The organism is Frankia sp. AgB1.9, assembly GCF_016786355.1.
Classification (GTDB): Bacteria; Actinomycetota; Actinomycetes; order Frankiales; family Frankiaceae; genus Pseudofrankia.
Genome location: NZ_JADWYX010000094.1, coordinates 17,936 through 36,969 on the forward strand (window position 1 = coordinate 17,936; position 19,034 = coordinate 36,969).

General features: G+C 70.8%; 15 protein-coding genes. 8 read left to right on the top strand and 7 right to left on the bottom strand.

Annotation, left to right across the window (positions count from 1 at the left end; genetic code table 11):
- Window positions 1-69: 69 nt before the first annotated feature.
- The 3 genes from I6A60_RS29555 (at window position 70) to I6A60_RS29565 (ending at window position 3,283) form a co-directional block, all read left to right on the top strand.
- The gene (locus I6A60_RS29555) at window positions 70-471 is read left to right on the top strand and encodes a cupin domain-containing protein (protein WP_203022390.1); all 402 of its coding nucleotides are present in this window, start codon (window positions 70-72) and stop codon (window positions 469-471) included.
- Entirely contained in the window at window positions 468-2,039 is a 1,572-nt protein-coding gene (locus I6A60_RS29560; RefSeq protein ID WP_203022389.1) for an MFS transporter, read from the top strand. The genes I6A60_RS29555 and I6A60_RS29560 overlap by 4 nt, the downstream gene beginning before the upstream one ends.
- A gap of 347 nt (window positions 2,040-2,386) precedes the next feature.
- Complete coding sequence (locus I6A60_RS29565; RefSeq protein ID WP_238436515.1) at window positions 2,387-3,283, top strand: hypothetical protein; 897 nt, start codon at window positions 2,387-2,389, stop codon at window positions 3,281-3,283.
- Window positions 3,284-3,316: 33 nt separating this feature from the next.
- Here the strand turns inward: I6A60_RS29565 and I6A60_RS29570 are convergent, their stop codons facing one another.
- The 4 genes from I6A60_RS29570 to I6A60_RS29585 all read right to left on the bottom strand — a co-directional run bounded on the left by I6A60_RS29570 (window position 3,317) and on the right by I6A60_RS29585 (window position 9,331).
- The gene (locus tag I6A60_RS29570; protein WP_203022387.1) at window positions 3,317-4,318 is read right to left on the bottom strand and encodes a hemerythrin; all 1,002 of its coding nucleotides are present in this window, start codon (window positions 4,316-4,318) and stop codon (window positions 3,317-3,319) included.
- Complete coding sequence (locus I6A60_RS29575; protein ID WP_203022386.1) at window positions 4,318-4,962, bottom strand: hemerythrin domain-containing protein; 645 nt, start codon at window positions 4,960-4,962, stop codon at window positions 4,318-4,320. The genes I6A60_RS29570 and I6A60_RS29575 overlap by 1 nt, the downstream gene beginning before the upstream one ends.
- Before the next feature lie 45 nt (window positions 4,963-5,007).
- Window positions 5,008-8,289 carry a BTAD domain-containing putative transcriptional regulator gene (locus I6A60_RS29580; RefSeq protein ID WP_203022385.1) on the bottom strand — a complete coding sequence of 1,094 codons (3,282 nt, stop codon included), beginning with the start codon at window positions 8,287-8,289 and terminating at the stop codon, window positions 5,008-5,010.
- Window positions 8,290-8,533: 244 nt separating this feature from the next.
- Window positions 8,534-9,331, bottom strand: a complete 798-nt coding sequence (locus I6A60_RS29585) for a carboxymuconolactone decarboxylase family protein (RefSeq protein ID WP_203022384.1) — start codon at window positions 9,329-9,331, stop codon at window positions 8,534-8,536.
- A gap of 115 nt (window positions 9,332-9,446) precedes the next feature.
- On the opposite strand from I6A60_RS29585, the gene I6A60_RS29590 reads away from it, so the two are divergent.
- Together I6A60_RS29590 and I6A60_RS29595 are read left to right on the top strand one after the other, a co-directional pair.
- Window positions 9,447-10,076, top strand: coding sequence for a TetR/AcrR family transcriptional regulator (locus tag I6A60_RS29590; protein ID WP_203022383.1), 630 nt, complete (start codon window positions 9,447-9,449; stop codon window positions 10,074-10,076).
- Between the two features lie 103 nt (window positions 10,077-10,179).
- Window positions 10,180-10,926 (top strand): maleylpyruvate isomerase family mycothiol-dependent enzyme, encoded by a 747-nt coding sequence (locus I6A60_RS29595; RefSeq protein ID WP_203022382.1) that lies wholly within the window; start codon window positions 10,180-10,182, stop codon window positions 10,924-10,926.
- A 27-nt stretch (window positions 10,927-10,953) separates the two neighbouring features.
- Here I6A60_RS29595 and I6A60_RS29600 read toward each other — a convergent pair whose 3' ends face one another.
- Window positions 10,954-11,319, bottom strand: coding sequence for a hypothetical protein (locus I6A60_RS29600; protein WP_203022381.1), 366 nt, complete (start codon window positions 11,317-11,319; stop codon window positions 10,954-10,956).
- Window positions 11,320-11,882: 563 nt separating this feature from the next.
- Here I6A60_RS29600 and I6A60_RS29605 point away from each other — a divergent pair.
- From I6A60_RS29605 to I6A60_RS29615, 3 genes are all read left to right on the top strand, one after another.
- Window positions 11,883-14,072, top strand: coding sequence for a bifunctional diguanylate cyclase/phosphodiesterase (locus I6A60_RS29605; protein ID WP_307873933.1), 2,190 nt, complete (start codon window positions 11,883-11,885; stop codon window positions 14,070-14,072).
- 294 nt (window positions 14,073-14,366) lie between these two features.
- Entirely contained in the window at window positions 14,367-15,500 is a 1,134-nt protein-coding gene (locus tag I6A60_RS29610) for a family 16 glycosylhydrolase (protein WP_203055750.1), read from the top strand.
- A gap of 116 nt (window positions 15,501-15,616) precedes the next feature.
- Window positions 15,617-16,063 carry a hypothetical protein gene (locus tag I6A60_RS29615; protein ID WP_203022378.1) on the top strand — a complete coding sequence of 149 codons (447 nt, stop codon included), beginning with the start codon at window positions 15,617-15,619 and terminating at the stop codon, window positions 16,061-16,063.
- Between the two features lie 285 nt (window positions 16,064-16,348).
- On the opposite strand, the gene I6A60_RS29620 is transcribed toward I6A60_RS29615, so the two are convergent.
- Window positions 16,349-17,578, bottom strand: a complete 1,230-nt coding sequence (locus tag I6A60_RS29620; RefSeq protein ID WP_203022377.1) for a hypothetical protein — start codon at window positions 17,576-17,578, stop codon at window positions 16,349-16,351.
- Between the two features lie 831 nt (window positions 17,579-18,409).
- A complete protein-coding gene (locus I6A60_RS29625; RefSeq protein WP_203022376.1) occupies window positions 18,410-18,886 on the bottom strand; it encodes an NUDIX domain-containing protein in 477 nt (158 codons plus the stop codon).
- Window positions 18,887-19,034: the final 148 nt, after the last annotated feature.

A 19,034-nucleotide genomic window follows, 5' to 3' on the forward strand; every position in this document is an offset into this window, starting at 1 on the left:
TGATCGAGACGCCTCCAGCCCATCGGCCAGCGCACCGGACACCCCTCGTGCTCACCCAGGAGACCGCCGATGGATCGCACACCCGTCGACCTGTTCACCGCCGTACTACGCCTGCACCCCGAGGGGACCGTCACCGTCGAGGAACGGCGAATGGATGCCGACGACGAGGGCTGGACGGTCGCGGTCACACACGCCGAGACCGACCAGGACGTCCACAGCGACCACTGGGAGATCCATCCAGGCAGCGACGAGGCCGTCTGCGTCCTGTCCGGCCAGGCGCGCCTGTACCTGCGGTCACCGGAGACGCAGGGGGCGCCGGAGACGCAGGGTGCGCAGGCCGGTGTCACGCTGGCGGCCGGGACCGGGTTCGTCGTCCCGCGGAACTGCTGGCACCGCTTCGAGCTGGATGCCCCGAGCAACCTGATGAGCATCGCGCTGCGGGCCGGATCGCGGCTGGAGAAGCGGGTATGACCGACTCCCTCACTGCGGCGCCGACCACCCCGCAGGAGCGAGCCAGACCATCCAGGTGGCTGCTCGCGGTCGTGCTGTCGGTGCAGGCGATGGTCGCCCTGGACACGTCGGTGGTGAACGTGGCCCTGCCGCACATCCGCTCGGCGCTCCACTTCAGCCCCGGCGGCCTGACCTGGGTGATCAATGCCTATTCGCTGACGTTCGGTGGCCTGATCATGTTGGGGGGCCGGATCGGAGACCAGATTGGACGGCGCCGGGCGATACTCGCCGGGCTGGTCGTCTTTGGGGTCGCCAGCCTGGCCGGAGGGCTCGCCCAGAATCCGGGCGAGCTCATCGCCTCCCGCGCCGTGCAGGGCGTTGGTGCGGCTGTTCTCGCCCCGATCGCCTTCGCCCTCATTTCCGTGCACGTTCCGGCCGGACCGGCCCGGGCACGGGCACTCGGGTTGTGGGGGGCCGCGGCCGCGGCAGGTGGCGCGGTGGGTGTTCTCGCCGGCGGCGTGCTGACGCAGTGGGCGGGCTGGCGGGTCGTGCTGTTCCTGAACGTGCCGATGGTGGCGTTCGTGCTGGTGGCGGCCCTGCGCGGGGTCCCAGCCGATCGCAGGAACGGCTACCTGCCGCGGCTGGACGCGCCCGGCGCGCTGCTGGTCACGGCGGGGACCTCGGTGCTGGTGCTCGCGGTAGTCCGCACGGACACCCACCCCTGGGGGTCGGCGACCACCCTGATCACCCTCGTCCTGGCCCTGGCTCTTCTCGCATTGTTCGCCCTGGTCGAGACCCGCATGCCAGCCCCGCTACTGCGGCTGCGGCTGCTCACCCATCGGTCGGTCGTCGTCGCCAACGTCTTCGTGCTGCTTCTGTTCTCCGGCCAGTTCGCTGCCTTCTACTTCGTCTCGCTCTATCTCCAACAGGTGCTGGGCTATTCGGCGGCGACCACAGGGATTGCGTTCCTGCCGTTCTGCGTCGGCATGCTGTTCGGCTCGACCCTGGCCTCCCGGCTGGTCGCGCGGATGGACGGACACCTGCTCCTGGCGGTCGGCGGCGCGGTGGCCGCGGTTGGATTCGGCTGGTTCGCCGCGACGCTCGGCGTACACGGGAGCTTCGTCGTCTCGATCCTCGGCCCCTCGATCGTCGCGAGCGTCGGAATCGGCCTGTGTGTGGTGCCCATGGGGACGGCCGCGACGGTGGGCGTCGCCCCGGCCGAGGCGGGCATGGCCGCCGGACTGATCACCAGCTCCCGCCAGATCGGTGGCTCGATCGGTCTGGCCACCCTGGCCACGGTGGCGATCACCGTGTCCGGGCATCACCACGGCGACGCCCGTGCCAGCGCCGCCGCCGGGTACGCGACTGCCGTGGGCCTCAGCGGACTGCTTCTCGCTCTGGCCGCCGTCCTCGCGTTTCTCCTCCTGCCGACCCGACCCTCCGCGTCAGCCATACCAGCGTCGGACCAGCTAGCGCCTGGCGGCGGCGAACCGTTTCCACCGATCCGCAGCATTGGACCGAGCGCCTCCGGCCATTCCAGGACAGGCACCAGTGATTCGGGTACGGTCACGACCTTCATATCCAGGTAACCGGGACCGCGCCAGCAAAAGTGGCCACGCCCGCCGATTCGGTGCCGGGCCAGAATCTGATCAGCCGGCACCTGGCCTCAACGTCTCCTGATCGTAGGAACGGCGGCCGAGATTTATCGGCGATGCGCTGGCGCCCTGGTGGCTATGCTGCGCAGGTGGCGACGGCGGATTTCGATATCGACCTTTCTGGCGGGCGAGGCGGACATGACCGCTTCACCGGCGTAGATGGCGTCAGGCCGACGATTCGGTGTCCAGCAGCGGAAGTACGGCCAGGCGGCCGGGTCGTTCGCATGTACTCACCATCGACATCGAACGCGCGAACAGGGAGGACGTCGCCGGTGGTCTCAATGCTGCGCAAGGCGGTGCCACTGCTGGTGACCACGGTCGCCCTTCTCGTCCTACTGCCCAGTACGGCGCTGGCCGCCGACACCACCCAGTACGCCATCAATCCCACCCGCGGAAATGGCGTGGCGATTCCCTTCGAGGGATACACCGACCGCCACGGAAATCCGGTACCGATCAGTGGCGCCGTCGGCGTCGACCTGGTGTTCGGGTCGAACTCGAACCAGTATCTGCCCTGTCAGAACTTCAATCCGTCCACCGGCACCGGGGACACGTTCGTGAACGCCTGCCAGACTCCGAGCAGCTACGCCACCTACACCCGGTTCCCCGTCGGCGGCGGGCTGTTGTTCCCGCACGGTTACTTCATGGGCAACACACAGCCCGATCTGGTGCACGGCGGAATGTTGACCACCAACTGGGGAGCCCGCGCCACCGCCCTGTCGGTCGAGTTCTACCCACAGCTGGACCTCGACTCCGTGTACGTCCATCCCCGGTTCGACGTCAGCCGGTTCGACCACTACGCCAACGGCTGGTCGTACTCGCCGGCCGTGGGCCGCATCACCCTGGCCACCCTCGCCGATCCGGGCACGACGCACTTCGGCGGGCGGCTGACGGACGCCGGCCGGCCCGTCGCCGCGGGCCGCGCCCGGATCACGATCTTCGGCGGCGAGGCGCACTCGTCCACCGGCTACCGGATCGCCTCGTTCGCGGTCGTCACCAGCACGGGCGCCGACCACTGGGACAGCGGCGCGATGTACGCCGGCGGCCAACAGCTGTACATCCTGGACACCGTCACGCACCAGCAGTGCATCGTCGACCGCCCCGTCATCACCGGCGCGATCGACATCGATCTTGCCAGGCCCGGCTTCGGGGACGCCCACGCCCGCTGCACGGCAGTGTGACCACCCGACGAGTCGCAGCGCCCCGCGCGGGTGTCAGGCCTGGGGGCGGCGCACGCGGGGGACGGGCTGGTCTCGGCGAGCGGCCTCGGCCTCCAGGCGCTTCCTGAGCATCCTGCCCTGGCCGAGGAAGGAACGGTTCCGCTCACGGCGGTTCTCGGGGAGGCTCCAGTCGTTCAGGGCCCGTTCGACCCGCACGCTCAGCCGGTCGCTCTCCGCGGTCGCCGTCCCGACGAGCACGACGTTCTCCTGCCACTCCATGGCCGGGCCGTGCCGGTGAAAGGTCAGGCACACCGGCCCTTCGGTCGCCGGGACGCCCACCGGCAGCCACAGGTCGAAGCCGGTCTCGGTACGTACCGCCGAGCGGGTGGGCACCGCCAGCGGCAGGCCGTCGGCGACCACGGTGACGGCGGGCTCGCCCAGGCGGGCGGCGCGATCGGCGAAGGGCCGCCAGTCCGCCGGCGGCGCCGATCGGCTCGGCAGCCGCGGGCCCGTGGGGGCGGGGTCGGAGGTCGGGACCACGACGTCCCCGGGGGCCGTCCAGACCTCGGGCGTCCTGGACAGGTCGCCCTCGGGCCACCAGAGGATCCTCTCCGGGGTCACCTCCACCCAGATACGAGCGAAATACCAGCCCAGCCGCTTCACCAGGAACCACGGCATCCGGGCGAACCCGGCGCCGGTCTTGGCCAGCGACTCATGGACGTACCGGTCTGTGTTGGCCTGCAGATCCGCGTCGCGTACGGTCGCCCGGCCCTGCACGAGGACGACGGGCATCCGCGGCTGGACATCGTCCAGCGCGGTGCCGCCGGCGCTGGAGCAGAGCAGCGCTACGCGCGGGTCGCGCCGGGCGCGCTCGGCCTTGTCGGGGTAGGTGAGCCCGGTGCTCACGTCGAGGCTGCCGGCCGCGCCGACGTAGGGCGTGACGGGCCAGGTGACGGGCCGGCCGTCGCGGGTGAGCGAGGCGTACTCGCAGACCATGGCGCGGTCGAAGATGTCGGCCGTCTCGTGCGGCCAGGTGGTCGAAGCGGGTGCGGTCATCACGGCTCCAGGAGGGCGTTCGCGGGAATGATGGCGCCATAAAGGCGGGTGAAGCGCCGCTGGTAGGCCGGCCACCAGAACAGGCGGAACAGGAGCCGGGCCACGACGGGCAGGTCGGCGTACGACCTCGAGAGCAGGTCGGCGTCCGCGCTGGAGGCGAGCCACCCGAAGATGACGGGGGCCCGGCGTCGGCCGAAGTCGTCCATCGCCTGCCGCCTGTCCGCCTCGACGTCGTCGAGGGTGAGGCAGCGGAGCATGAGCGGAACGGCGGTCAGCTCCTCGTGGTCGAGGTGCTCGTTGACGAGCTCGTGCAGCCGCCGCAGGGTGGGCGCGCGCTCGGCCAGGGGCACCCCACGGTCGGAGGCTGCCTCAAGGAGCGGGCCGAGCACGGAATGCTCGGACTCCAGCCCGGCCAGCAGATCCTCCGTCTCCGGGGCGCGGCCGACGAGCGTGGGCCACAGGCTGGCGTCCTCGTGCGTGTGGTGGGCGTGCAGCATGTCCAGCACGAGAGCGAGCTGCTCCTCGAGCAGTTCCTCGTGCGCGTCGTCACGCGGGTTCGCGCACGCCGCGGCCAGGCGGCCGAACTCGGCGCGGAATCCGGCGTGCATCAGCAGGAATCCGGTCAGGTGTTCTGGCATGATCATCAGTCTGTTTCCTCACGTGTCGGAAACAGAGTGCGCGACCTGCCTTTACGTGCACTTCCCGAGCGCTTGTCGGGCCCTTGCCAGCCAGTAGCCGGCGCCCGCCTGCTCCAGCAGGCGTACCGCCTCCCCCAGGTGGGCCCGCGCGCGCTCGTGGTCACCGAGCGCCAGCAGAGCCTCCCCCAGGTGGCCGTCGTACGCCCCGGCGACGGTGCTGCATGTGCCGTTCACCTGCAGCAGCCCGGCGAAAGGCCGGAACGCGTCGTAGACCTCCCGCACGACGTCCAGCTCGCCGAGCCGGATCGCCGCGTGCAGCCGGCACATGGCGGCCATCGCCCAGTGGTAGTCACGGGGTGGCAGGGGCGTCTCCACCAGGAGCCGCCGCGCGCGCTCACGCTCGCCCAGGTCCGCCAGCGCGTACGCCAGGGCGTAGGCGAACCCCGCCAGTCCCGTGCGCCGGAACATCTCCTCGATCCACGCCACCTCCGCGCCGAGGCGGTCCTCCTGGAGCAGCGTCTCGGCCCGTACGGCAAGCATGCTCGCCTCGTAGTAGGCGAGATCGGCGAACGACAGCATCGCCCGGACGGGCTCGAAGTGGCGGGCCGGGTCCGGCACGCCCTGGAACAGGTCGAGCCCCACGTGCGCCACCGCCGCCTGCATGGCCAGCGCGGGATTGTGCAGGTCGCGCAGCAGCGCGTCGATCTCCGCCAGCAGCGCGCGGGCCCCCGCCACCTCGCCGCGTTCGACGAGATGATCGAGCAGGTAGTGCTGTGCGATCACCCTGAGCTGGGAAGACAGGTCCGGCTCGGCCAGCAGGCGCCGCGCGGTCTCGGTGCGCTGCTCGATGAAGTCCTGTCCGTGCAGGGCGAGCAGCCGCAGGTGCAGCACGCGTCGCGCCACGGCGGGGTCGCCCAGGCGCTCGGCCGCCGCCACTGCCCGCGACGAGACCGGGTCGATCTCGTCCTCGCGACCGGTCTGGGCGAGCACGACGGCCCGGACGGCCTGGGCCGTCGCCCAGGCCGGCGTGGACGGCGGCAGCTCTCGGACGGCCCGGTCCATCGCGTCCCGCAGCGCGGCCACGTCAAGGCCGTACCGGAAGGGCACCCAGACGCCGTGCCCCATCGCGATGTCGGCGGCGCGCACGGCCAGCTCCGGGTCGGTGCCGGCCAGGGCGAGCGCCTGCTCGACGGCCTCGTAGCCCTCGTCGAACCGCCCGGCGGCGTAGCGGCTCTCGGCCAGCCCGACGGCGAGCTCGAACCGCTCGGCCGGGCCGGCCCCGGCCAGCTCGGCCGCCGCGAGCGCCTCCTGCCACGACACGGCCGCGTCGTCGGGCGCGTGCCGTCGCAGGGCCGCCCGCGCGGCGCGGGCGCAGGAGCCCATCGCCATCCGGGCGGGCTGGGCGCCCAGCTCCGCCGCCGCCAGCCAGTGCCGCGCGATCACCGCCACGCGGTCGTCCCGGTCCCCGTGGACGCGGGTGAGGACCTCCGCGATCTGCTCGTGCACGCGCGCCCGCCACAGCCGCGACCGGCGCGACAGCAACGCGTCCGTCACCAGGGCGTGCGCGAACTCGTACCCGCCCAGCCGGTACGACGACTCGCGGACGAGGCCCGCGTCGAGGGCCACGTCGAGCGGCGGCAGCAGGTCACCGACCGTGGCGCCGGCGACCTGGGCCAGGACGGCCGCCTCGAACTCGTCGCCCATCACGGCGGCGAGCTCCAGCACGCGGCCTGTCTCCTCCCCCAGGCCCGCCACCCGGTGCAGCACGACGTCCAGCACGCCCTGTGGCAGCTCCTCGCCCGCCCGGGCGAGCTCTGTGAGGAAGAACGGGTTCCCCGCGGTGCGCGCGCGCAGCGCCTCGGCCTTGCCGCTGCCCGGGTCGCGGCCGGACAGCTCCCGGACGAGCACCCGGACCTCCTCGGTCGGGAGCCCGTCGAGGCCGAGCCTGCGCGCACCGAGCCGCGACAGCGCCGACAGCGTGCCGGTGAGCGCCGACGCCTCGTGCCGCCTGAAGGTCGCCACCAGCAGCAGGCCGGGCCGGGCGGTGGACGCCGCGTGGACCAGTAGGCGCAGCGTCGCGTCGTCCGCCGCGTGGATGTCCTCCAGGACGACGACCACCGGGCCGGCGGCGGCCAGGAACGCGCCGACCGCCTCGAAGAACCGCAGCCGCGCGCCCTGCGCATCGGACGACGGGATCGCCTCCAGCCCGCCCGCCAGGAACCTGCCCACCTCGTCGGGCAGGGTGGCCTCCGGGGCGGTGGCGGCGAGGTCGCGCAGGACCTGTTCCCAGGGCCACAGGGCAGGTGCGGTCTCGTGGTCGGGACTCGACCCCCAGCCGACCGGCACGTCGGCGGTCGCGCGGAACCGCCTCAGCAGGCTCGTCTTGCCGACGCCCGGCTCGCCGTCCACCAGCACGACCTGCCCGACGGCGGACGACGCCTTCGCCGCCTCGTGCAGGAACTCCAGCGCGTTCTCGCGGCCGATGAAGACCGGCTGGTCCGCCGCCGCCCGTTTCGGCGTCGGCACGGGAGACCGCCGCGGGGATGACGCCGTGGCGCCCCGGTCCGGCGGGAGCAGCGCGGCGTCCTGCCGCAGCACCGCGCCTTCGAGCGCACGCAGCCGCGGGCCGGGGTCGATACCCAGCTCCGCTGCGAGCACCTCCCGCGCCGTTCGCAGGCAGTCGAGGGCCGCCGCCTGCCGGCCCGCCCGGTAGTGGGCCAGCACCAGCAGTTCCCAGGCCCGCTCCCGCAGGGGGTGTTCGCGGACGAACGAGTCCAGCCGCGCGAGCACGTCGGTGTGGCGGCCGAGCTCCAGCAGGGCCGTGGCCAGCCCCTCCACCGCGTCGAGCCGCACCTGTTCCAGGCGGCCGATCTCCGGCTGCGCCCACGCCTCGGACCGCACGTCCGCGTACGGGTCGCCCCGCCACAGGTCGAGCGCCTCGGCGAGGGCGTCCGCCGCCTCCTTGTGCCGTCCCTCGGCCAGATGGCCGGACCCGGCCGACCTGAGCCTCTCGAAGTCCCTGGTGTCCAGGCCGAGCCCGCCGGTCATCAGGCCGTACCCGTCGGCGGCGCTGACCAGGACGGTCGGGGCCGCGCCGGGCCGCCGGTCGGGTTCCAGCCGGCGCCGCAGGTTGGACACATGGACCTGCAGGCCCCCCTGGGCGCTGGCCGGTGGGTTGCCGGACCACAGCCGGTCGGCCAGGAGGTCCGCGGGGAGAACGCGGTCGGCGTGCATCGCGAGGAGGGCCAGGAGGGCTCGCTGCTTCGGCGGTCCGACCGGTACGGACTGCCCGGCCACGACGAGTTCCATCGGCCCGAGGACGTTCAGCCGCACGGGTCCTCGTTGGCTGCGTCGACGAGCGCCTTGCGCCGGATCCACGCCTGGTCGTGGTGCTTGCTCGGCACGCACGGCCCCGCCGTGTTGAACAAGCGAGTCACAGCACTCAGGACCCTCCCTACGAACGCTGATCCCAACTCTACGAAACCCGCGGCCGGCGCCGAACCGTCGTGGTCACCGGCCCGCTGGACCAGTCACGACGGGCCGCCTACTGGGAGCCACGGCCACGGCGCAGGACACTTCAGGCCTGAAGGACGACGACCTGGATGGCTGGGGCCGACACGACCTGCACCACGTCGACGCCTGGAACCACGACGTGCGCGAAGCCGCCCTCGAAGGCGACCCTGACATCGCTCAGGCGGGACACGGACTGGCCGGTTCCGTCGGTGAGGTGATAGCCGTCGGCCAGGGCGACGGTGGCACCCTCCCGCCAGTTCAGGGAGCCGTTCATCTGAGGTCGAGCCGACCGCTCGGGCGCGTCGGCCGGCCGGGCACTGACGTCCGGCACCGCAGGGGCCGGGGGGAAGTCGAGGTCGGGTCGCGCCAGGTGGTTGTAGTAGTTGGACAGGATGTTGAGTGCGACGTGCGCGACGGTCTCCGCGAGTTCCTCGTCGGTCATCCCGTTCTCGCGCGCCTCGGTGAGCTGGTCGTCGGTGAGCCGGCCACCTGACCGGATCACCTGCCGGGCGACCCGCAGCACGGCGCGGGGGTGCGCCTGGGCGGGGCCGGCCTGTCTCACGCGGGCCAGCTCCTCGTCGCTCATCCCCATCCGGCGGCCGCGCAGGGTGTGCGCGGCGAGGCAGTACTCGCACCCGTTCTCGTGCGCGACGAGCAGCGCCAGCTGTTCGCGCAGCCGATCGTCCAGCGCACCCGCCGACAGCGCGTCCCGCAGGGCGAGGTATCCCCGCAGCGCGGCCGGACCGGCCGCCAACGCGGCGTAGAGGTTCGGCACGCGTCCTAGCTGCCGCTGGGTCTGCTCGAGCAGGTCGCGCTGCTCGGCTGTGGACTTGTCGGCGGTGATGAGCGGTATCCGCGGCACTTCGAACCTCCCACGACGGCACCGTTCGGTACCGAATCAGCCAAGACGGTATCGAACGGTACCATCTCGCGAGCGATCCGGCCCCAAAGTCGGTACGGATCGGTACCATCACGGCATGGCTACCAGGGCACGGCAGCGGCTGCTGGAGACCTCCGAAGAGCTCTTCTACGCCCACGGTGTGCAGGCCGTCGGCCTCGACCGGATCCTCGCCGTGTCCGGGGTCGGCAGGGCCTCGTTCTACCGCCACTTCGCCACCAAGGAGGACCTCGTCGTCGAGGTCCTGCGGGGCCGCGACGACCGGTGGCGGAAATGGCTGAGAGAGGCGGTCGAGGCGCGGATTGGCGAGCTTCCGGACCTTCCCGCTCGGCAGCGGCCGCTGGCGGTGTTCGACGCCCTGGCCGACAGGTTCGCCCGTCAGGACTTCCGCGGCTGCGCGTTCATCAACACGATGGTCGAGGCGGCCGACCCCGCCAGCGCGGCCCACCTCGTCGCGGCCGAACACAAACGCAAGGTCGTCGAGTACGTCGACAGGCTGCTCCAGGACGCCGGCTACCTCGGTCACGCCGCGCTCGCTGACCAGTTCATCCTGCTGATGGACGGTGCCATCGTCACGTCGGTGCGCGAGGGTTGCGCGGACGCGGCCCGGCGGGCGCGTGGCATCGCCGCCGTTCTGCTGTCCGGCACCGACGCCGAGAGCTGCGTCGCCGGGTGCGGAGCGTCTCAGCCAGTTCAACCGGGCGCGTAACCAGCGCTGTGACCGGCGCGGCCCTGCTGCTGTGCCTTAGCCCGATGCTGTCCGCCCGGTGACGATCCGTCGCCCAGCTCGTGTCAGGATCTACGCTGCCGCCATGGGGATCTTTGACGATCTGGAAGCGGAGCTGGACAGCCTCGACCTGATCCTCGCCGGCCTCGACCAGGCCGCCTGGATGGCACCCTCGGCCGCGGCCGGCTGGAATGTCGCCGACGTGGTCCTCCACCTGGCGCAGACCGAGGAGTCGGTGGCGGAGACCATCGCCGCCGGCCCGGCCGGCACCCGTCCACCCGTCGGCGCGACGGCCGACGACTCCTCGGTGGATGCGGCGATGGACGCCTGGGTGCGCCGCGAGCGGGCGGAGCCCGGCCTCGTCTACGCGCGCTGGCGCGCGGCCAGGACCGCCTCCGTGGCGGCCCTGCGCCGGGCCGACCCGGACACGCCGGTGACCTGGGTCGCGGCCCCGCTGCGACCGGCGGTCCTCGCCACGACGAGACTCAGCGAGCACTGGGCCCACGGCCTCGACATCACCGAGCCCCTCGCGATCCCGTTCCCGGACACCGACCGGCTTCGGCACGTCGCCTGGCTCGCCCACCGCACGCTGCCCTACGCGTTCGCGACCGCCGGCAGGCAGGCTCCCCCGGTTCGGTGCGAGCTCACCGCACCGGACGGCGCCACCGTCTGGGAGTACGGCCCACCCGACGCCAGCTCGGTGATCAGCGGGCCGGCCGGCGCCTTCTGCCGGGTCGCCGCCCAGCGCCTCACCCCCACCGCGGCGGGCCTGACCACCCGCGGCACCGACGCCGCCCTCGCCCTGGGCCTGCTACGCACCTACGCCCTCTGACCCGACCGCGCAGCTAGAGCGACCCGACTACCCGGACACCGCGCGGTACTCGTCCCAGAGAGCGAAAAACAGATCCAGCGGCGGCACGCTCGACACCTCGGCCTCCCGCTCGATCTCCACCGCCCAGCCCAGAGAGCTTGACCGCCCCAGCCGTACCCACAGCCACGCCGCAAACGAACCCTGATCACCCGGATTCCAGAAGTCCCAGTCCTCGGTCACGCCATGGACGCCCAAAGCAACGCGATACCCAACCAACATGTGGTCGAGTTCCTGAAGCGAACCGCCGCGCACCCACATTCCCGGCCGCAGGCGCAACTCCTCTAGGAAGTCATGGACGTCGCCAACCTCCGCCAGCGGCCTCGGCCTGCGCCTGACCAGCCTATCGTCCTCCACGACCGAATCCTACCGAGACCATCAGATGGCCGTTCGGCGCAAAGCCGACCAAAAATAAGATGTCACCATTCCGGAGCGTGGGCTCGCGGCTTGATCGAAGAACTGCCAGCGGGTGCGTCGGCCCCCGCTAGTGGTCTTCTTCTCACCGCACTAATGTGTGCGTCATCACTCTACGTGCATCAGATCGATTGATATGTCAGATGAAATGAGCGAGGTCTGTCGTCGCGATCCAGCCCGGCTGGCACGACGATCCACGTCGATGTTGTCGGCGGTGATCCACGGAGAGGACGATGTCGCGCGCGGAGGCCGCTCGACGGGCCGCTACGGAGCAGGGCGCGCCGAACTGCGGCGCGGCCGTGTTCCGTCGGATCGTCGTTGTGTGCTCGACGGTCGCGTTCATGGTCCTGCTCGCCTCCTTCGTCCTGCCCGCGCGTGGCGCCGGCCTCGCGGTCAGCGTCGGCGGCATGGCCGCTATAGCGTTCCAGGGCGGGTGCGAGCTGTGGTCGGTGCGACGGTCGAAGGGCGCCGAGCGACGCTGGCGACTGCTGCTTCTCACCGGATGGGTGGCGGTGGCGGTCGGCCTGCTCATCACATCCGCCAGGGCGTTCCTCTCGGGACATTACGCATTGCCGCCGTTGTCGGGCACGGAGCCGGCCTATCTGGCGTTCATCCCGCCATCGGTCGCCGCGGTCCTGGCCTACCCCACCGACCCGCTCAGACCGGAGGACGAACCGGCCCGCACGGCTGGGCAGCACGGCACCCACTGGAGGGCCGTCACAGTACTGGACGCGGTGCTTCTGGTCGGCTCACTGAGCCTGCTTGGCTGGTTGGTCGTCTTCCGGCCGCTGGTGCGCGCGCGAGCTCCAGCACCGGCCTCTCTCGCGGTCCTGCTGGCGTTCGGCCTCGGATGTTTCCTGCTACTGATCACAGTTCTGCTCGTGGCGGTTTTCCGGCGCCCCCACCGGAAGAGGTCATTCGCGCTTCTCGGCGCCGGGCTGGGCTCCATCACAATACTTCTACACGTGTCGCTCTACTTCATCGCGAGCGGCCGGCCGGAGCCCCTGCAGCTGGAAGCCGGCAATATGGTCGGCACGATAATGATCGGGCTTGCCTGCATCGCGCCACCGCGGCTGCCGACCGGCAGGGCTGTTTCTGCCGCAGCCCTTCGCCTCGAATCCGCTCCCGACGGCGTGGCACGGTGCCGCAACTGGTGGGCCGCGTGGCAGTCCGGGCAGGGCGCACGCTGGGTCAGAATAATCCTCCCATACGTTCCGCTGGCCGCGCTGGGGGGGCTGGTGGCTGTTCAGATAGCGACGAACGCGCAGGTCGAGCCGATCGAAATATATGGCGTCTTCGCGCTCACGCTGGTCGTACTGATCCGCCAGCTGCTGACATTGGCAGACAACATGAAGCTGCTGGACAGGGTTGAGCAGAGCCGCCGCCAACTGCACCATCAGGCGCTCCATGATCCCCTGACCGGGCTGGCGAACCGCGTCCTGTTCAACGACCGGCTGGAACACGCGGTCGCTCGGCCGACCCGCGGCCGGCTGGCGCTGCTTTTCTGCGATCTCGATGACTTCAAGACTGTCAACGACGCCCTGGGTCATCCTGCCGGCGACGAGTTGCTTCGGATGGCAGGTCGCCGGCTGCTTGCTTGCGTCCAACCCTCGAACACCGTCGCCCGCCTCGGGGGCGACGAGTTCGCTGTCCTCCTGGAGGACGAGACCGCGGACGCCGTGGACGTGGGCCAGCGGGTGCGCGCGGCGGTCGGGGCGCCGTGCCGGCTGGCCGGGCAGCCATACGTCATCCATGCGAGCCTCGGCCTGACAGTCGCCGAGCCAGGATCTTCGATCAGTCCTGAGAGCCTTCTCCAGCAGGCGGATCTTGCCATGTACGCCGCCAAGCGGCGGGGAAAGAACGCGCTGGTCGTCTACGATCCCGACATCGTCGCCCACAGCGGCCTGCCGACGGCGCAGCTCGCGCTGCGCCAGGTGCTGCAAGGTGATCCCGCCGGTGGCGCCCTCGATGTCCTCTACCAGCCGATAGTCGACCTAAGCCGCCATCGCGTGGTCGCATACCAGGCCTCGACGCGATGGTCCCACCCGATGCTCGGGACCCTCACGTCTGAGCAGACGGCCGCGGTGGCGACCGGAGCGAGGCTGAGCGCACGGCTCGAACAGGTGATCCTCGACCGTGCCTGCCACGACATCGGCCATCACCGAAGGCAGACACGGCAAGACGTCGCCGTCTACGTCAGCATTTCGGTGGCACGGCCGACCGGCGAGCTGCTGGCCGGCATCGAGTCGGCACTGGCCGCGTCCCACCTCCCCGTCCAGGCACTGGTCCTCAAGCTGTCGGACACGGAGCGCCTCGACGAGCAGGCCGCTGACAGCCTGCGGACGTGCGCCGCCCGCGGGCTGCGGCTCGCGCTGAACGGAATCGCCAGCAACCACAACAGCTTTCTGACACTCGACGAACTGCCCATCGAGATACTCATGTTCGACAGCTCGCGCACAGGCCGCCTCGCCGACGGCGCCGGCCGGTCCGACCTGCTCCGCCGTGCGGTAATCACCTTCGCCGAAACCCTCGATCTCGTAGTCATCGCCACCGGTATCCAGAGTCGAGAGCAGGCACGCTCACTCGCACGCCACGGCTGCCGCTTCGGAGAAGGACAGTTGTTCGGAGCACCAGCCGCGCTGCCCGGGCAGACCCACGTGCACCGCAACGACGATGTTGACGGCCGGTCTGGCTAGAGCCGGCCAGCAGCCTGATGCCGGTTGACGTTGCCGACGACACCCAGACAACAAATGGACAAAGTATCGCTTTCAGCCTAAATCGCCGTGTCGTTCTTCTACTGTTCTGGAATGGTCCGGCATCGGCGCCCGGTGCGGCGACTGACTCTCGCCGCTGGCCTCATCCTGTTGGCCAGTGCTGCCAGCCTGTCCGCTGTCGAGGCGACATCGGTGGCCGGGGAAGCCGCTTCCGCGGGGGCCGGCACGCCGGCAGCGAATGGCCCTTCGGTCCTCGCGACCGAGTCCGACTCGAATGTGCTGGTCGTCCGGGCACGGGCCTTTCCAACCGGATCGGTGGCGGAGATAAGCGCGACGGCAGGCCCCTTCGGGGGTGAGGCGCACCTCAGGGTCGACACCAGTGGCCGATTGCTGCTCGGTTTCCGGATGCCGGTTGGGTATTCAGGGCCTGTGGTGATCACCGTCAGATCGGGTGGCGTGTCGTCGTCCGTATCGGTCGATTTCGCGGTCTCCATGTTCCCGGTGCCGAGCACCCCGGCAGGCTCGCCGGACCTCCCGACGACGGAGTCGGCCGCGCCGGCTCCAAGCGACACCGTGCCTCTCGGACTCGAGGTGACGGCTCCGGCCGCCCCGGACGGCCCTCAGCCTGGAGCCGGCGGGCGTTGGAAGCTCGCCTTCGACGACGAGTTCTCCGGTACGTCGCTCGACCGGACGAAGTGGCAGCTCTGCAACCCGAGCTTTCGTTCATACTGTCTGCCCTGGAACAACGAGCTGCAGATCTTCAATACGGCCACCACTGGCAACGCCAACGTCAGGGTCTCCGCCGGTCAACTCCACCTCGTCACCTCCAAGGAAGCCAACGGGCAGATCTATTCGGGCATGGTGAGCACTGGACCGTGGCCGGCCTCCTTTGGCCCGGCGCCAGCCGGTTACCGCGAGTTCACCTACACATACGGGTACTACGAGGGCCGGGTCCGTATACCGAGAGGTGACGGCTTCTGGCCCTCGATGTGGGAGCTACCAGCGAGCAACGTCGGCGGCGGGGGGTGGCCGGACAGCGGCGAGTTCGATGTTTTTGAGATCCCCGGCAACAATCCGACGGATTATCACTTCACCGCGCACTGGGGTGGCGACGGCGGCGTCTGTGGCCACCCGTGCTCGCCGCAGAAGGCCACCATCTCCGACGCCTCCGCCAACTGGCACACCTTTGGGCTCGACTGGCAGCCGACCGGCCTGACCTGGTATCTCGATGGCAAGAAGATGGGCGCGACCGTCACAGATCCTGGCGCACTCAAGGACACCCCCTTCTTCATCATCGCGAATTTGAGCGTCGGCGGAACCTGGCCGCCCCTGAAGGGCGGCCCGGACGCCGGCACTCCGTTCCCAGCGAGCATGGACATCGACTGGCTGCGGGTATACCAGCGAGAATGACGTCTCCTGCCCTCGCCGATAACGGACTGGCCGGTGACGAGCGGGTGCGGGCCGCCCTGCGCGAGGTACTTGATCGTCTCGCCCGGCAGGTCGCCTCGCGGGCCTGACTACAGCACGTGAGCAGCGCTGCGTCGCGGGCGGGAGAACGCCGGCCCGCGGCCCGGACCGGCTTGGCGCGGGGCGCCTCTGGTCACCACTTCTGGTGCGGCGCCACGGTGAACGGGATCCCGGACGGCGTGGCGCGCGGGGACTGCGCGGGGGTCGTGCGCGGGGCGTCGGGCACCGTCACGTACGGGGCCGTGGCCGGCGCCGTGGTTCTGGCCGGCACCGGGTACGGCGTCGTCACCGGCGTCGAGGACGGTGTCCTGGCCGGCGCCGAGGATGGCCCCGTCCGGCGGTCGCCGCCGTACGGGAGCAGGCTGGCGGGCGCTGGCGTTCCGGTCGATCGCGCGGGGTCGGACGTAGCGGCGCTCGCTGCCGAGAAAGCGATCGTCGAGGGCGACGTGGCGGACGTCATCGGCGGTGGCAGTGGGTTGTCGGCCGCCGCATCCGTGGGTCGTTGACAGGCCGAGAGGGCGACGGCGGTCACCGGCACGACCAGAACGAGCGTCCTCCATGGCGATCGGCCAGCGGAGCGCACCTTTCCGGCCACGTGCACGACGAGAGACGGATCGCTTCTTCCAGCAAATCGAGGCACGGGGATGTCGGCCGCGGACCGAGTGGTCGAACGCTTTCCAGGCACACGGATCATGGGAATTCTGTCTCCTCAGGTGGATGATTGGCCACCGGCATGGGCCGGTGAATGGCGGACGAACGTCAGCTTCGTCCGCCATTCACCGCCCGGCGCGCTACCAGTTACGGAACCTGCCTCGCATGCCGACCTGATGCCGCCCGTTGCGCGGCGGGGCCGGCCTGGTCGTCGGCGGCCTGGTCGGCGGAGTTGTGGCCGTTGGGCTCGCAGTGGCCGCGGTGGGCGGAGGTGTCGTGGCCGGGACACCGGTGGCTCGCATGATGGTGGCCGCGGTGACGACGCCGTTCCCGTCCAGGGTCAGGGTGATGGGATTGGTCAGGCCGTAGGACGCGCAGCTGAGGTTGTCGAAGGACTCGTTCGCCCGCGCCGCGAGGAAGGTGAACAGGTTGGTCCCGGTCGCCTGGTCCGGCGACGGGCCAGCCGCGAAGATCGCCTGGCCGGTGAAGACCCGTCGGATGCCGCGCGGATCGTTGAACAGGTTGGTGCAGTAGGTGGCGCCGTCGCCGTTGTCCGCGCCGGCGCCGATCTGGGGTTGGTCGACGCCAGCTCGGTAGAGGTTCGTCTTCGCGGCGCTCTGGTTGTTGTTGACGAGCGTCATCGGGTTGTTCAGCGGTACCAGCGCGACCGGGGCGGCCTGGGACACCATGGCCTGCAACTCGTTCAACGGGAGCGACGACCTCGCCTGGCCGTCGTTGGCGCCGTTCGGCTGGGTCCAGGGCGTGCAGCCCAGCGTCGGGAGGATGAACACGTCCAGCAAGAGATTGTCGCTGGCATTCGCGAGGTCGACCGTGTTGTTTCCCATGGCGGCGACGGCCGCGGCGTTGCGCTGGGCGGTCTGGCCATTGGGAAGAGCCAGGTACTGCGCCGTCACATTGTCGCTCTGATCCTGGTCGATGACGGAGAAGTCGCGGACCGTGGGGCATGGCAGGCCGTCCTTCGCCTGCCCCAGCGGAGGCACCTGCAACCGGCCGGCACGGATCAGGGTGTTGGCGGACTGGAAGAAGGCGGCAGCGTTACAGTCCGCGAACTGTCCGAAAATCGATCCGTTCAGGCCGTTGACGCAGTTGCCCTGGGCGAGGCTGTTCGTCCCGTCGGCGGACCGGATTGTCAGGTTGTCGCCGTTGAATCCGAACCAGAGGGCGACCGTGGCTCCCTGTGGCACCTGGGCCATGGCCGGGGGTGCGGCGGGCTGGGTGCCCGCGTCGAGCACCAGCGGGTCGTACAGGGTCAGCTTGCCGTCCTGCGTGAGGATGGCGCCCTGGACGAAGGCGGACTGGGCGATGTTCGCCTCGTGGCAGGGCCCGGCGGTCGAATCAGTCGTCGTCATCTGGTACGGCGTCGAAAGGCCCGCCGCTGACAAGGGGTTCACCGGCACGATCAGTGTGCAGTTCGTGCTCGGGGGGCTGGGAGTCCCGCTGGGGCTGGGAGTGCCGCTCGGGGTGGGACTTGGGGTGCTTGTCGGGGTTGAGGTTCCGCTGGGGGTGGGCGTACCGCTGGGGCGGACGGTGCCGCCGGGGCCGGATTGGATCGGGATCCCGTTGGGTTGGCAGCCCGCCGTGACCAGGGCCAGTGCCAACAGCCCGGCCAGCGCGGCGACGACTCGTCCGGGGATTGTCACCGGACTGGTTCGCGCACGGTGCGCCGTGGCCGTGAATGCGGAGGCGGATCGGCCGCTCAGCGAGCGCCGTTGCGCCGAGGAAGACATGGGAATTGTCCCTTCTCAGCACGCGTATGCGTGGATTCTCCATTGCGTTGGCGCGCTTCGCGCGCAGCCGTCATCGCCGGCGTAGCAAGCCGGTCTGGGCGCTCGACAATGAGCGAACTGGTTCTTTATTCCGCGGCAGTCACGACGGAAGTCGTGGGCCGGGGCCTATCGCGGCGTCTGACGGAACGGTGCTCGTTGGCACCTATGGGCTAGGCCCGCCGCGGCGGGCGCAGCCGAGCTTTCCGGCGCGCGGATGGCGAGGATGCTGTCGACGTCAGGAACACTGATGCCTCCGCTCAGTCCCCCCCAAGGGACTCGCGAACATTCGACAGCTTTGCCGCCAACGGCCCATTTGTCCAGACCCCGGGTGATTCCGGATGGTCACGTGGTGCCGGCGCGGCGCCGTCGGGCCCGTCGAACCCTGGCCCGGGCGTTGCCCGACCGCCGTGGCGGCTACCGGAGAAACGGTGCCTCGTCCGCCAGGTAGTCGCGGATGCGGATGCGGTGCGAGGGGTGCATGCCGAGGCCCGCGATCTCGTCGAGGGTGAAGAAGGCGACCGCGGTCGACTCGTCGCTGACCGCCAGTGCGCCGCCGACCAGGGTGCACGCGCAGCAGATCGAGAACTGCTGGCGGACCTCGCCGTTCTCGTAGGCGAAGACGTGCTCCGGGTCGGAGTAGATCCCGACGATCCGGTCGACGACGACGTCAAAGCCGGTCTCCTCGCGGACCTCCCGGATGACGCAGCCGGCGAACGTCTCGCCGAGGTCCATCCCGCCGCCGGGCAGCGCCCATTCACCGTTGTCGGCCCGCCGCTGCAGCAGGATCCGACCGTCCTCGTCTGGCACGACCGCGCAGCCGCCGACCACCAGGGAGTTCGGCGTGGGAGCCGCGGGCACGTGGTAGTAGTCGACGCGGCGCACACCGCGCATTGTCCACCGGCGCGCGGACGGGCGTCCGTGGGTTCGGCGTGGCCGGTCCCGGGGGGGGGCGCGCCCCCCCCCGGGGGGGGGGCCCGCCCGGGGGGGGGGGGGGGGGGGGGGGCGCGGGGGGGGCGGGGGGGGGGGGGGGCCCGGCGGG